The organism is Pseudomonas sp. 1L-B-1-E-C1 (assembly GCF_057291835.1).
This window is the reverse complement of record NZ_JBXAWN010000005.1, coordinates 78,934-93,218: the sequence shown is the minus strand read 5'-3', so window position 1 is coordinate 93,218 and position 14,285 is coordinate 78,934. Positions and strand designations below refer to the sequence as shown.

The window sequence follows — 14,285 nt, the reverse complement described above, 5'->3', positions numbered from 1 at the left end:
ATGAGTTATGTTTTTAGCGATATGGAAAAATCAGAAATTTTCAACGCAGCCAATATTTGCAAAGGAATGAGGCTGCGCTCAAAACAGATTCAATATGATGCACTGAAATTAGCAGGGGCAAGCTGCGCACCCCTGTACCAAAAGCTGTTCGATATTATTGGCGAAAAAGTTTCTGAGGTTTTCGCTGTCGATAAAGAAGCTGGAGAAGTGCTGAAAAACGCTAGGCTCTGGCTTGCCGTGGCCATCGATGCAAATGGTGGAAACGGTGCCTACTCCGCCCTGATTCGCGGTTACACCTCGCGGCAAGGTGAACTCAGACTGAACAAGGTTTTCAGTGAAGACCTGATGCAGCTTTCATCCAACCAGGTTGCCGTCAATTTCATCAATACCCTGATCAACGGATCCCTTGCCGGTCAACTCGCCCCATGGACGGTTCCGTCAATCAGCCAGATCGCTGAAATCGACGCCAGCGCGATTGGCGAGGCACTGTTCAAGGAGGTTTGCGGGGAGGACGACACGGCCGTCAAGCGAAACGCCGGCTGGTCCGGGACGGTCGGGTTCAGCCTGTTAGGTGGAAAGCCTCCCTATGAAACCTGGCGGTTGATCTGCGCCGGTGATTCGAACGGGGAAGATGGCGGACCACCCTTTCAGGTAAAACCCAACCGGCTCGACGACTATAAAAATATCCTCTTCGCCATCGATTCCTACAGCGTCGGCCTGCGAGCGGCGATCAGTAATTTCGGCGTCAATCCACTGCAAAGTCTGCTTTCAGTGGTGCCGGAACAAATCAACATCGCGCTGGCCAGTGGCAGTGTGAATCCGCTGATTCAGCATGTAGTCAAAGGCACGCCTGTTGCCGCCGTGGTCGAGCTGATCTTGCGCTACGGCCAGAACGAATTTCTCGACATGTTCAAGCGCACTTACGACGGCGATTCTGCTGCCATACCCACCACCAACGACACCTTCGCCAGCAACGCTTACGCCTTCTTCTCGGCATTCTCCCCAGAGCAGTCACAAAGCATCGTCACCCGGACAATAGGCGAGTTCGGCAATGCCAATGCATGGGCGAAACTGGCAGGCGAGGCGACGCCGCTCGGTGTGGCGTTGCGCAACTCTTTGCAGCAACTCAGTGAAGTCGTCATAGAACGAGCCGACGGTTATCCCGATCGCAACCTCGAGCTTTACGATCCGCACACTGGCGAAGGCTTTATCACCACGCAGTGGCTGGCGGATCGTGTGCAGATGCTGGCGCGGTTGATTGCCCGGACCCAGGGCTCGTTTGGCGAACACTCGCTGCAGAAGTTTTCCTACTCCGATCTCGCCTCAGGCAGACAGGCGCCGATGACCACCGGAGTGTTGAACCCGTTGGCCATGTTCGGTGATGACGGAGGGCGCTCTTTCGCCGGCGGCACCAATGCCGATCATCTGTATGGCGGCGTGGGCAACGACTCGATCGACGGCTTGGCGGGTAACGATGTCATTGAAGGCGGTCGCGGTAATGACTCGCTGAGCGGAGGCGACGGCAATGATGCGCTGTACGCAATGGCCGGTGATGATGTGCTGATCGGAGGAAAGGGCAACGACACTTTGTTCGGAGGCGAGGGCAGCGATCGCTACGAGTTCTCCAGCGGCGATGGCATCGATGAGATTTTCGATGCCAACGTAAACGGGCAGCTGTGGATCAACGGCGCGCCGATTCCCTCGCTAAAGCGCCGCACGCCTTTGAGCAATATCTGGTCTACCGAGGATCAGTCCGTCACCCTGACGCTTATTGAAAATACGCTCAACATCAAATACGGCCAGAGCGATCTGGTGGTGATCAAGAACTTCCAGCCGGGGATGCTTGGCATCCGCCTCCCTGAATATGAGGGGCAGCCGCTCACCGTTGCGAATCTCACGCTCCAGGGCGACTGGAAAGCCAAAGACGCTGATCCCACTGTCCCAGGCGATCAACCTTCCTTTGATGAGCTGGGCAACGTTGTGCTGCTGCCCAAGGTCAAACAGCGCAACAAGGCCGACGTACTTTACGGTTCCGCCGCCGACGACGTCATTCTTGGCCTGGGTGGCTCTGATCGATTGTTCGGCAAGGCTGGAGACGATCGATTATTCGGCGACAAAGAGACGACGCTCGAAAGGGCCATGGCCGACGGTGATGCCAAGGGCAAGGCAAGTCGCGGCGACTGGCTCGATGGCGGGCAAGGTGACGATTTGCTCATCGGCACGGCATCGCGAGACGTTCTGCTCGGTGGCAATGACCGGGATACCTTGATCGGTGGCGCTGGCGACGACGTTTTATCCGGAGACGAAACCACCGGTGCGCTGGAGCAGGGTTGGGCGGTCAAGCGCGCTGACGTCCCCATAGCTGGCGGTGTCACCAGTCATCGAACGGTCTATTCAAAGGCCTCGATAAACAGTGCGTCCGAGGGCGGTGATGACGTGCTGTATGGGCAGGGCGGCAAGGACTTCATCAACGGCGGCTGGGGTGAAGACCTGCTTGACGGTGGAGCTGACGACGATTTGCTCGAAGGCGAGCAAGGTAACGACACACTGGCCGGTGGCAGCGGCAACGACACGATGCTCGGTGACAACCTCGATTGGGGCGGTGGCCTGCCCAGCAGACACCATGGCAACGATGTGCTGGACGGCGGTAGCGGTGACGACTGGCTCGCCGGTAACGGTGGCAGCGACGCACTATATGGCGGCCCTGGCAACGACACTTTGCAGGGTGATGACGACGTAGTGGACGGCGTCGACGGTAATGCCGCGCATTTTTTTGGCGATGATCTGTTGGACGGTGGTGCCGGCGATGACAAGCTCTGGGGCGGCGGTGGCGATGATTTGCTCTTCGGCGGCGAAGGTAACGACGATCTGATTGGCGATAGCCCTGACCATCCTGTTGGTTATCACGGTAACGACTTTCTCGATGGCGGTGCGGGGAACGACACCCTGCGCGGCATGGGCGGTGCGGATACGCTGGCGGGTGGCGCAGGGGCCGATTTTCTGGATGGCGACGTGTCCGACCTGCAACCGGGCGGAATCAACAATGACGTGCTTCAGGGCGGTGAAGGAAACGATACGTTACAGGGTGGCTTCGGTGCCGACACACTGTACGGCGGCGCGGGTGACGACATGTTGGCCGGCGATTACGAAAACAGCGCTGAGACCGAGCAGAATCCCGATTATCTGGACGGTGGTTCAGGCAACGACACGCTGCTCGGAGGCGGTGGCAACGACACCTTGATGGGCGGGGAAGGGGCGGACTACCTTCGCGGCGATTCCGGCGACAACGTGTTTGATGGCGGTCCCGGTGATGACGTGTTGGACGGGCTGGACGGTGCTGACATCTATTATTTCGGTGCTGGCGATGGCCTGGATATCGTGACCGATTCGGGTGGCAGCAACATCATCAGGTTCGGTGCAGGGTTTTCCGCGCAAAGCCTGAAGGCCGACGTTATCGAAGTTTCCGTCGGCCCGGTGTTGCGACTGGCCAATGGCACGGGTGACGCGATACTCATCAAGAATTACGAGAAGTGGAAGGACTCCACCTTCAGTTTCAGCGACGGCGTGGTATTGGGTTATGACGATGTCTTGCTCATGACATTGCCTCCGATGGCGGTGCCCGAGTCACCCGTGCCTGAACGTGGAACCACCCCAGGAACCCCTGAAAGCAAAGTTGAGGTTCCGGTTCAGCCAGACGATGTAACCGCTTCGGCGCAACGCCCAGAGGCAGCTGTTCAGGCGGTTGACTGGACCGAGGAATTCCTCGCGCAAAGCAAGTCAAAACGCTCCGCCCGCAAACACGCCACAGGTTTTACCTTGAATGATCGAGGTGTCTGGGATCGCAGTCATATCACCACCAGCGACACCGGTTACAGCACTCTCACTGAACTGATCGATGACCGCGTCGAAGCAGGATCACTGTCTGAAACGCCGCAGTGGATGAAAGCTGATGGCGGGCAAGCCGTGGTCAGTGAAAGGCAGTCGAAAACCACAACGCGGGTCGAACATAAACAGGTGAAAGCCGAGGGAGCGATAGCCTCTTCAAGTCAGGCGCCTCGCTATTATCGATCCGGCTCGGCCAACGGGTTTTCATTCAATACGGGCGATGTATTGGTTGAAGACCGAAAGGAATCCGGCGCGCTTGAAGGCTGGTACGTCTATCCGGCGGCAAGCTTCGGTTCGGCCGGAACGGTGCGCAAGGAATTCCGCTGGGAGGTCGAAAGCACGACGATCAAACGCAAAATCGTCCATGGCAACGATGCCGGCGGGCGAGTCAACGTCGAAGTGGAAAACGTTTTCCACGGCGGCGCGGGAGACGATCTGATCGTCGCTTATGCAGGCTCCCCACTCGACTACGGCACTGTCGGTGACAGAACACCGGGCGCATTTTTATCCGCGGGGGCAGGTGACGATACCTTGCTGGGCTCCGAGGGCGCCGACTATCTGCTCAGCGGCTCAGGTGACGATTGGCTCTATGGCGAAGACGGCGCCGACACCTACATCGTCCAAGCGCACGCCGCAGCGACCACCACGATTGCGGATGTACCCAACCCGGTTTTCCACCGAGCAGAAGTTGGCGCAGCGGGGTGGAAAGACGAGTTCGGACTGATAGACCAGGACACCGTCGTCCTGCCAGCACAAGCGCAGCGCGATGCACTGCAACTGAGCTGGGGTGCTGCGTTGATAGAAACCACCCATGTCGAGCTGGAACCCAACCCGGGTCGCGGGGCTTACCGCAATCCGCCGAGGGCGAAAATGCTCTGTCCAACGCTCGATATCCAATGGGGCGGGACACAGAAAGTCCGCATCGTCTTGCCCCTCAACGGTGAACTCGAGGGGGCCGGGATTGAGCTCGTAAAGTTCGCCGATGGGGCGGTCGTAAGTTTGAAGCAACTCTTGGAATCAAGTCAGCTGAGCCCCGCGCCCGACACTTTTCATACTGGCGTAACCGTTAACAATTCAACGCGTTTCACGTCTCTGCGAGACGGGCGGGCGCTGCCGTTAGTCGGTGGTCGAGGCAATGACACGATAAGCGGCGCGGGGGAGATCCGAGGCATGCAAGGAGATGACCTGCTCACGGGCAGCCCCGGTGATGATCTGCTGTTGGGCGGGCCCGGCAACGACACGCTGTCCGGCGGCGCTGGAAATGATATCTACCGATACGATGGCCTCGGCAGGGACGTGATCATCAACAACGGAGGCGGCTTGGACGGGATCGATTTTTCCGAGCGCATGCTGACGATCGATAATTTGAAGTTTCACCGTGAGCGCGATGATCTGGTGATCGTGGTGGATTACGGCATGGCTCCGAAGATTCGGGTTTCCAGTCATTTTGCCGGAGGTGAGAACGCTATCGGCTTCATAAGAGTCAGCGCAGGAACAGCGACTCAAGACTACACCGCGACGCACATTGCTGAACGTTTGCATCCTCTTCCGCCACTGAGGGATGTCGAGGATATTTTGATAAAGGGCGACGATGAAGCGCAGCGGGCGATGATGGAAATCATCCAGTTTTACGAGCTGAATGTCTGAGTCGTATGGCGCCCTATTGAGCCAGCTCGCGATGGGAGTCAGTCGCCATCGCGAGCAACGCGCCACCTCAATACTGGGTCAGATCCGCCAACGGATGGCGCCCCTCCCAGACTTTATGAAAGTGCGCTTCGACCACCGCATCCGGCACGTTATTGATATCCGGCCAGTGCCAGTGTGGCTTCTGGTCCTTGTCGATCAAACGTGCGCGCACGCCTTCGCTGAATTCCGGGTGGCGGCAGCAGTTGAGGCTCAGGGTGTACTCCATCTGGAATACTTCGGCCAGCGACATATGGCGCGCGCGGATGATCTGTTCCCAGACCAGATGCGCGGTCAGCGGTGAGCCCTCGGCCATGGTTTTCGCCGCGCGGGCGATCAACGGATCGCTGCTGTCGCGGTGCAGGCTGATGGCTTTCCAGGCGCAGGTGACGTCGCTGACATCGAGCAATTCGTCGATCTGCTGGCGACGCGGCAACCACTGCGCTTCGGGCATCTGGGCCATGGCTTCCTGCTGCAGAGCCTTGAGCAGGCTGTTGAGCTGCATGGCGGTCTGTTCCTGCCAGTTGAGTTGCAGCAAGCCTTCAATCAATTGCGGTTGCTGTTCGTCGAGCAGGAAGCGGTCGGCCAGATCCAGATCCAGCGCATCGCGAGCGTTGATGTGCGCGCCGGTCAGGCCGAGGAACACGCCGAGCTTGCCCGGCAGCCGGGCGAGGAACCAACTGGCGCCAACATCGGGATACAGACCGATGGCGATTTCCGGCATCGCCAGACGGCTGCTCGGCGTGACGATCCGCGTGCTCGCGCCTTGCAACAGGCCCATGCCGCCGCCCAGCACGTAACCGTGGCCCCAGCAGATCAGCGGTTTCGGATAGGTATGCAGGCTGTAATCCAGACGATATTCCGCGCTGAAAAACTGCGCAGCCAGTGGCGGTACTTCGCCGGGATGAGCGCGGCAGGCTTCGACCAGGCTGCGCACCTCGCCACCGGCGCAGAAGGCCTTGGCACCGTTGCCGCGCAGCAATACGCAGACGATTTGCGGATCATCGGCCCAGACTTTCAATTTGTCGCTGAGGGCGTTGATCATCGGCAGAGACAGGGCGTTCAGCGACTTTTCGGCATCCAGGCTGGCGATGCCGATGCGCGCGCCGTCGGTGCCGGTGAGTTCTTCGAAGTGCAGATTCATCGTGACCTCGATCAGGAATTTGAACGATCAGTATGATCGTTGCGTGGGAAAGTGCCGGATCTGCGTCAGATCAATTGACAAGCGTGGTCGGCTTTCCTAGGGTTCGCCCCATTGTTTTTGCCGGATATGACCATGACTGCTGACGACCGTATCAAACTCGAACCGAGCTGGAAGGAGGCACTGCGTGCTGAGTTCGACCAGCCTTATATGGCAGAGTTGCGCAGCTTTCTGCAGCAGGAGCGGGCGGCCGGCAAGGAGATCTACCCGCCCGGGCCGTTGATTTTCAATGCGCTGAACTCCACGCCCCTGGGCAAGGTGAAAGTGGTGATCCTCGGTCAGGATCCGTATCACGGCCCGGGCCAGGCCCATGGTTTGTGCTTTTCCGTGCAACCGGGCGTGCCGGCACCGCCGTCGCTGGTCAACATCTATAAAGAGCTGAAGCGCGACCTCAATATCGACATTCCCAACCATGGCTACCTGCAGAGCTGGGCCGATCAGGGCGTGCTGCTGCTCAACACCACCATGACCGTCGAGCGCGCCAACGCCAATGCGCACAAGGACAAGGGCTGGCAACACTTCACCGACCGCATCATTGAGGTGGTCAGCGAAAGGCAGCCGCATCTGGTGTTCATGCTCTGGGGCGCCCATGCGCAGAGCAAGCAGAAGCTGATCGACGCCACCAAGCACCTGGTGCTGACCTCGGTGCATCCGTCGCCGTTGTCGGCCTATCGCGGGTTTTTGGGCTGTGGGCATTTCAGCCGGACCAACAAGTTTCTCGAACAGAATGGCGAAACACCGATCGACTGGCGCTTGCCACCGATTTGATCGGTTGGCTGAGCGGGCCCCTTCGCGAGCAAGCTCGCTCCCACATTGGTTTTGCGGCGTTCCACCTGACCAATGTGGGAGCGAGCTTGCTCGCGAAAGGGGCGACTCGGTCTCAAGACTCATGCTGGATTACGATTCCAGTACCTGAACAACGGCTCTGCCAGAAACAGCACAAACAACAACCGCATCACCTGCATCGCCGTCACCAGTGGCACCGACAATTGCAGGGTCTCCGCCGTCAGGCTCATCTCGGCAATCCCCCCCGGCATCATGCCCAGGGTCAGCGAACGCAGATCCAGATGGGTCAGCGCGCTCAAGCCCAGCGCCGCCAGCGAGGCGATCAACATGGTCAGCGCCGTGCCGATCAACGTCCGGCCCATAAAGGACGGCGCGCGACGGAAGAATTGCCGGTTGAAGTGGCAGCCCAGGCCGCTGCCAATCAGCCATTGGCCGATCTGGCTGCCGCCGTTGGGCAAACCGATGTGCAAATCCCATGTGATGCTCACCGCCGCACTCACCAGCAAAGGTCCGAACAGCCACGGATTGGGTTGGCGCAGACGCTGCCAGAGCCAGGCGAGCAGGGCGCCCGCCGGAAACAGAATCGCCAGCCAGCGCCAATCGACGCTGCCGGCGTGAGAAATCGGCGTGCCGTCACCGAGCAGATATTTGAACGCCGCTGGCACACACAACACCACCACCAGCACCCGCAGACTTTGCCCCGCGGCCACGTGGCTGAGCAAAGCACCGTTGCGCGCGCCGAGGTTGACCATCTCCCCGGAACCACCGGGCATGCTGGAGAAAAATGCGGTAGCGCGATCCTCGCCGGTGCGGCGCATCAGCCACACGCCAACTACCGCCGACAGGCTGGTGACCAGCGCACCGAAGAAGATCAGACCGAAATGACTGAGCACCTGCTCCATCACCAGCGGGGTGAAGTGCAGGCCGATACCGATGCCGACGATCCACTGGCCGCACTTGCGGCCGCCAGGGATTTCCGCCAGTTGCCACGGGGTCAGGCAGCGCACGAGGATGATCGCCAGCAGCGAGCCGACCATCCACGGCAGCGGCCAGCCGATCTGGCTGGCGATGAAACCACCCAGCAGACCGACCAGCGGGGTGCCCCACCAGGCTTTCAGGGACGAGCGATCAGACATCGGCGATGGCGCGGCGAGCGACCGCGCGTTTGCGCCAGATGCGAATCAGCGGGAACACCAGCATCAGCGCCGTCAGCACCCAGACACCGAAAGTGATCGGGCTCGACCAGAGGATTTCCAGCGCACCGTTGGAGATCGACAGCGCGCGACGCAGGTTCTGCTCCATCAGACCGCCGAGGATGAAGCCCAGCAATACTGGCGACAACGGGAAGTCGAGCTTGCGCAGGATGTAGCCGAAGATGCCGATGCCGACCATCAGGAACAGGTCGAAAGTGGTCGCGTGAACGGCGTAGACGCCGATTCCGGTGATGATCGCGATGACCGGCACCAGTGCCCAGTTCGGCACGGCGAGGATGCGCGTGAAGATGCGGATCATCGGGATGTTGAGGATCACCAGCATGATGTTGGCGATGAACAACGACGCGATCAGGCCCCAGACGATGTCCGGTTGTTGCTGGAACAGCAGCGGGCCTGGGGTGATGTTGTACAGCGACAGCGCGCCGATCATCACCGCCGTAGTGCCCGAGCCCGGTACGCCCAGTGTCAGCATCGGCACCAGCGCGCCACAGGCCGAAGCGCCAATGGCGGTTTCCGGTGCAGCCAGGCCACGGGCATCGCCCTGACCGAACTTGCCGCTGGCCCCGGCGATGCGCTTCTCGGTCATGTAGGCCACGGCACTGGCCAGCGTCGCGCCGGCACCCGGCAATACGCCCATGATGAAACCAAGCAGGCCGCAACGAATGTTCACTACGAACACCGACGCCGCCTCCTTGAAGTTGAACATCATGCGCCCGGTGGCTTTCACCGCTTCCTGGCCGCGATGGGTTTTCTCCAGCAGCAGGAGAATTTCGCTGATCGAGAACAGACCCAGCACCAGCACCACGAATTGAATGCCGTCGGTCAGGTGAATGTTGTCACCGGTGAAGCGGTACACGCCGCTGTTGGCGTCGATGCCGACGCTGGACAGGAACAGGCCGATCAACGCCGCAATAAAGGTCTTCAACGGTCGATCTCCGGCCATGCCGCCGAGACAGACGATCGCAAACACCATCAGCACGAAGTATTCCGCAGGTCCAAAGGCAATCGCCCACTTCGCCAGCAGCGGCGCAAACAAGACCATGCCGCAGGTGGCGATGAACGCGCCGATGAACGAACTCCACGCCGACAGCGACAACGCCACACCGGCCATGCCTTGGCGGGCCATCGGGTAGCCGTCGAGGGTGGTCATTACGGTGGAAGCTTCGCCGGGAATGTTCAGCAGGATCGAGCTGATCCGGCCGCCATATTCGCAGCCCAGGTACACCGCCGCGAGCAGGATAAGCGCCGACTCCGGCGGCAAACCGAGCGCGAACGCGATCGGGATCAGCAGCGCCACGCCGTTGATCGGGCCGAGGCCCGGCAGCAGGCCGACGACGGTGCCGATCAAAGTGCCGGTCAGCGCCGTGACCAGGTTGTACGGGCTCAGCGCGACGCCGAAGCCTTGACCCAAATAACCGAGGGTATCCATATCAGTTCTCCAGCACGTCGAGCAGGCCAAGGGGCAGCGGGACTTCCATCACCCGATCGAACAACAGGTACAGACCAATGGCCATCAGCGTGGTGACGACGATGCTCGGCACCCAGCGCCCGCCGTACAGGCGCGCCATCGGAATGCCGATCACGATGCTGCTGAGGATGAAACCCAGTGGTTCGAAAAGGCCGGCGAACACCAGCAACAGCGCGACGCAAATAGCAATCTTGGTCAGGGTTTCGCGGTCCAGCGGCGGCTCGTCTTCGCTGTGTTTGATCGGCGCCGGGCGAAACACCATGTACAACAGCGCCAGCCCCATCAGCCCAAGCATCAGTAGCGGGAAGGCGCGCGGGCCGACCGGTTCGTAGGAAAAAGCCGCCTGGTACGGCCACGCCATCAGTGCCAGACCGGCACATACCAGCAGCAACACCGAGGCGAAAATGCGTTGAATAAGCATGAGAACTCCTGTGCCGCGCTCCCGAAGCGGGGAGCGCGGCCACTAGACAGAGACGATCACTGGATCAGGCCGAACTCTTTGGCCAGCACTTTGTAGTCGGCGACCTGCTTTTTCACGTAGGTGTCGAGTTCCGGGCCGGTCATGGCGAAGGGGAACAGTTCACGCTGATCGCGCAGGGTGGCGAACTCGTCGGAGGCCAGCAGTTTGTCGAACGCGTCTTTCCACCAGGCGTAGTCTTCGTCGCTGACTTTCGGCCCGAGGTAGAAGCCGCGCACCACCGGCCAGACGATGTCGTAGCCCTGCTCGCGGGCGGTCGGGATGTCTTTCATTTCCGGCTCGTCGAGACGCTTGTCGGCGAACACTGCGAGCAGGCGCATGTCACCGCTCTGGATGTGCGGCATGGAGTCGGAGATGTCGGTACTGCCGACCTGGATATGACCGCCGAGCAAGGCAGTGGCAATTTCGCCGCCGCCTTCGAGTGCCACGTAACGCAGTTCGCGCGGATTGATTCCGGCAGCCTTGGCGATCAATGCAGTTTGCATCCAGTCCTGACTGCCGACGGTGCCGCCGGAGCCAATCACCACCGAGCCTGGATCTTTCTTCAACGCCTGCACGAGATCGTCGAGGGTCTTGTAGGGCGAATCGCTTTTCACCGCGATGGCGCCGTAGCTGGTGCCGACCGCCGCGAGCCAGCGCACATTGGTTTCATCGAAGCGACCGAACTTGCCCTGAGCCAGGTTCAGCAGCGAACCGCTGGACCAGGCGACCAGTGTGCCGGCATCCGCGGGACGTTGCGCAACCACTGCGTTGTACGCCACCGCGCCGACACCGCCGGGCATGTAGGTCACGCGCATCGGTTTGCTCAACAGCTTCTGGTTGACCAGTGCGCTCTGCACCAGTTTGCAGGTCAGGTCGAAACCACCGCCGGGGGAGGCCGGAGCAATACATTCCGGGCGTTTCGGTTCGGCCATCAGTTGGCCGGCAAACAGCATCGCCCCAGCGGCGAGCGCAACTTTACGCAGTGATAAGTTCATCTGAGTCTCCTTGGGAGTTGTTGTTATGGACGTGCAGAATTACCAAAGGGCAACGCTTTGCTCAGCAGCGGGCGCAGGTGTTCGTTGCGCGGACGCATTGACTGGAATATCGGAAGGAAAAACGGCGTGGCCCGTCACGGAAGAACCGGCGAGGGCGGGGTTGTAGCGCAGGGTGTCGGCCTGTGAGAAAGCCTGAGCGTGCATGGACGACATGCGGGTGTACTCCGATTATTGTTCTTATTGGTCGAAAACGCTTCGTGGCGTTTTGCGTTGCGCTGTGTGGCAGCAGCGATGACAGTCGAAACTGTCCGTGGGCGGACTCTAACCGGCTAACCTTTCAGCAACCTTTCAGTTGTCTTTCACGGTTTTCGGGCTTCACAGCGGCGGTTGCGGCTGTAAACTCCGCGGCAAAGCGCGGCGTCGGCCAACCCTTAACGAGGTAACAATCCATGCGTGTCCTGCTCGTCGAAGACCATTTGCAACTGGCCGAAAGCGTGGCTCAGGCGCTCAAGAGCACCGGTCTGACCGTGGATGTGTTGCACGATGGCGTGGCCGCCGACCTGGCGCTGGGCAGTGAGGAATACGCCGTGGCGATTCTCGATGTCGGCCTGCCGCGCCTGGACGGTTTCGAGGTACTGGCGCGGCTGCGCGCGCGCGGCAAAAATCTGCCAGTGCTGATGCTGACTGCGCGCAGTGACGTGAAAGACCGCGTGCATGGCCTCAATCTCGGTGCTGACGATTACCTGGCCAAGCCGTTTGAACTGACGGAACTGGAAGCGCGGGTGAAAGCCTTGCTGCGCCGCAGTGTGCTGGGCGGCGAGCGCCAGCAGCGCTGTGGCGTGTTGGCCTATGACCTCGACACCCGACGCTTCACCCTTGGCGAAGAACTGCTGACTCTGACCTCACGCGAGCAAGCCGTCCTCGAAGCGCTGATCGCGCGGCCGGGGCGGGTGATGAGCAAAGAGCAATTGGCCGCGCAGGTGTTCGGCCTCGACGAGGAAGCCAGCCCCGACGCGATCGAAATCTACGTGCACCGCTTGCGCAAGAAACTCGACGGCCAGCCCGTGGCCATCGTCACCTTCCGCGGCCTTGGCTACCTGCTGGAAAGCCGCGATGCATAAGCCCAGCAGCCTGCGCTGGCGGTTGCTGTGGAACCTCGGTTGGTTGCTGGTGGTGTTGATGCTCGCCAGTGGTTTGAGCGCTTACTGGAATGGTCGCGAAGCCGCCGACACCGCGTATGACCGCACGCTGTTGGCCTCGGCACGGACCATTGCGGCCGGGTTGTCGCAGCGCGATGGCAGCCTCAGCGCCGACGTGCCTTACGTGGCACTGGATACCTTCGCCTACGACAGCGCCGGGCGCATTTACTATCAGGTCAACGACATCCACCAGAAGCTGATATCCGGCTACGAGAACCTCCCCGGTCCACCACCTGGTACGCCGCGAACTGACAGCTATCCGGCCCTCGCGCGCTTTTATAACGCGAAGTACAACGGCCAGAACGTACGCGTGGTCAGCCTGCTCAAAGCCGTGAGTGAGCCGAACATGAACGGCATGGCGGAGATTCGCGTGGCCGAAACCGACGAAGCGCGGGTGAGCATGGCGCGCAGCCTTGCCGCTGATACCTTGCTGCGCCTGGGTATGCTGGCCGTGGGTGCATTGTTGCTGGTGTGGTTTGCGGTGAGCGCGGCGCTGCGCCCGCTGGAGCGCTTGCGCACCGCCGTCGAAGAGCGTCAGCCGGACGACTTGCGGCCTCTGCCGCTGGTGGAAGTCCAGCATGAGCTGGGGCCGTTGGTTCGCGCGCTCAACCATTTCACCGAGCGCCTGCGCGGCCAGTTCGAGCGCCAGGCGCAGTTCATCGCCGATGCCGCCCACGAATTGCGCACACCACTGGCGGCATTGAAAGCGCGGCTGGAACTGGGCTTGCGTTCGAATGAGCCGGAGACTTGGCGCACGACTCTGGAGTCATCCGCGCAAAGTACCGATCGCCTGACCCATCTGGCCAATCAGTTGCTGTCGTTGGCCCGCGTCGAAAACGGTGCGCGGGCGATTGCCGAGGGCGGCGCGCAGCTGCTCGATCTGAGTCAATTGGCGCGCGAGCTGGGCATGGCCATGGCGCCTCTGGCGCACAAGCGCGGCGTAGCGCTGGCCCTGGAGGCGGATGAGCCGGTGTGGCTGCGTGGCGAACCGACCTTGCTCAACGAACTGTTGAGCAATCTTGTCGATAACGCACTGGCGCACACCCCGAAGGGTGGCAATGTGATCTTGCGGGTGACGGCACCGGCGGTGCTTGAGGTAGAAGACGACGGGCCAGGAATTCCGCAGGAAGAGCGCGATCGCGTATTCGAGCGGTTCTACCGGCGTAATCAGCAAGTCGCCGGTTCAGGCCTGGGCCTGGCGATTGTCGGCGAGATCTGCCGTGCGCATCTGGCGCAGATCACCTTGCACGATGGCGAGCAGGCGGGGTTGAAGGTGCGGGTGAGTTTTATCGCGGGGTGATTGGCGTGTCCTCTTCGCGAGCAAGCTCGCTCCCACAGGAACGATGCATTTTCAATGTGGGAGCGAGCTTGCTCGCGAAGGACGCGCCTCGGTC

At 60.7% G+C, this 14,285-nt stretch carries 9 protein-coding genes; 4 read left to right on the top strand and 5 right to left on the bottom strand.

The genetic code is table 11. The annotated features are described in order from the left end of the window. Window positions 1-5,532, top strand: a complete 5,532-nt coding sequence (locus AC0Z4S_RS10480) for a calcium-binding protein (RefSeq protein WP_485622924.1) — start codon at window positions 1-3, stop codon at window positions 5,530-5,532. Between the two features lie 67 nt (window positions 5,533-5,599). Here the strand turns inward: AC0Z4S_RS10480 and AC0Z4S_RS10475 are convergent, their stop codons facing one another. Beyond that, the gene (locus tag AC0Z4S_RS10475; protein ID WP_485622923.1) at window positions 5,600-6,712 is read right to left on the bottom strand and encodes an enoyl-CoA hydratase/isomerase family protein; all 1,113 of its coding nucleotides are present in this window, start codon (window positions 6,710-6,712) and stop codon (window positions 5,600-5,602) included. 132 nt (window positions 6,713-6,844) lie between these two features. Here AC0Z4S_RS10475 and ung point away from each other — a divergent pair, with 132 nt between their 5' ends. After that, window positions 6,845-7,537: a uracil-DNA glycosylase gene (gene ung, locus AC0Z4S_RS10470; protein ID WP_485622922.1), complete on the top strand. Its 693-nt coding sequence runs from the start codon at window positions 6,845-6,847 to the stop codon at window positions 7,535-7,537. A 119-nt stretch (window positions 7,538-7,656) separates the two neighbouring features. Here ung and AC0Z4S_RS10465 read toward each other — a convergent pair whose 3' ends face one another. Genes AC0Z4S_RS10465 through AC0Z4S_RS10450 form a run of 4 tightly spaced genes read right to left on the bottom strand, consistent with a single transcriptional unit; the run spans window position 7,657 to window position 11,692 of the window. Next, window positions 7,657-8,691 (bottom strand): AbrB family transcriptional regulator, encoded by a 1,035-nt coding sequence (locus AC0Z4S_RS10465; RefSeq protein WP_253500056.1) that lies wholly within the window; start codon window positions 8,689-8,691, stop codon window positions 7,657-7,659. Continuing rightward, a complete protein-coding gene (locus tag AC0Z4S_RS10460; RefSeq protein WP_129998890.1) occupies window positions 8,684-10,198 on the bottom strand; it encodes a tripartite tricarboxylate transporter permease in 1,515 nt (504 codons plus the stop codon). The genes AC0Z4S_RS10465 and AC0Z4S_RS10460 overlap by 8 nt, the downstream gene beginning before the upstream one ends. A 1-nt stretch (window position 10,199) precedes the next feature. Continuing rightward, window positions 10,200-10,658 carry a tripartite tricarboxylate transporter TctB family protein gene (locus AC0Z4S_RS10455; protein WP_039760883.1) on the bottom strand — a complete coding sequence of 153 codons (459 nt, stop codon included), beginning with the start codon at window positions 10,656-10,658 and terminating at the stop codon, window positions 10,200-10,202. A 56-nt stretch (window positions 10,659-10,714) separates the two neighbouring features. Continuing rightward, window positions 10,715-11,692 carry a Bug family tripartite tricarboxylate transporter substrate binding protein gene (locus AC0Z4S_RS10450; protein WP_471879130.1) on the bottom strand — a complete coding sequence of 326 codons (978 nt, stop codon included), beginning with the start codon at window positions 11,690-11,692 and terminating at the stop codon, window positions 10,715-10,717. A gap of 449 nt (window positions 11,693-12,141) precedes the next feature. Here AC0Z4S_RS10450 and AC0Z4S_RS10445 point away from each other — a divergent pair, with 449 nt between their 5' ends. Both AC0Z4S_RS10445 and AC0Z4S_RS10440 read left to right on the top strand, forming a co-directional pair. Continuing rightward, window positions 12,142-12,813, top strand: coding sequence for a response regulator (locus AC0Z4S_RS10445; RefSeq protein ID WP_253500067.1), 672 nt, complete (start codon window positions 12,142-12,144; stop codon window positions 12,811-12,813). Beyond that, window positions 12,806-14,191, top strand: coding sequence for a sensor histidine kinase (locus AC0Z4S_RS10440; protein WP_485622920.1), 1,386 nt, complete (start codon window positions 12,806-12,808; stop codon window positions 14,189-14,191). The genes AC0Z4S_RS10445 and AC0Z4S_RS10440 overlap by 8 nt, the downstream gene beginning before the upstream one ends. Window positions 14,192-14,285 lie beyond the last annotated feature (94 nt).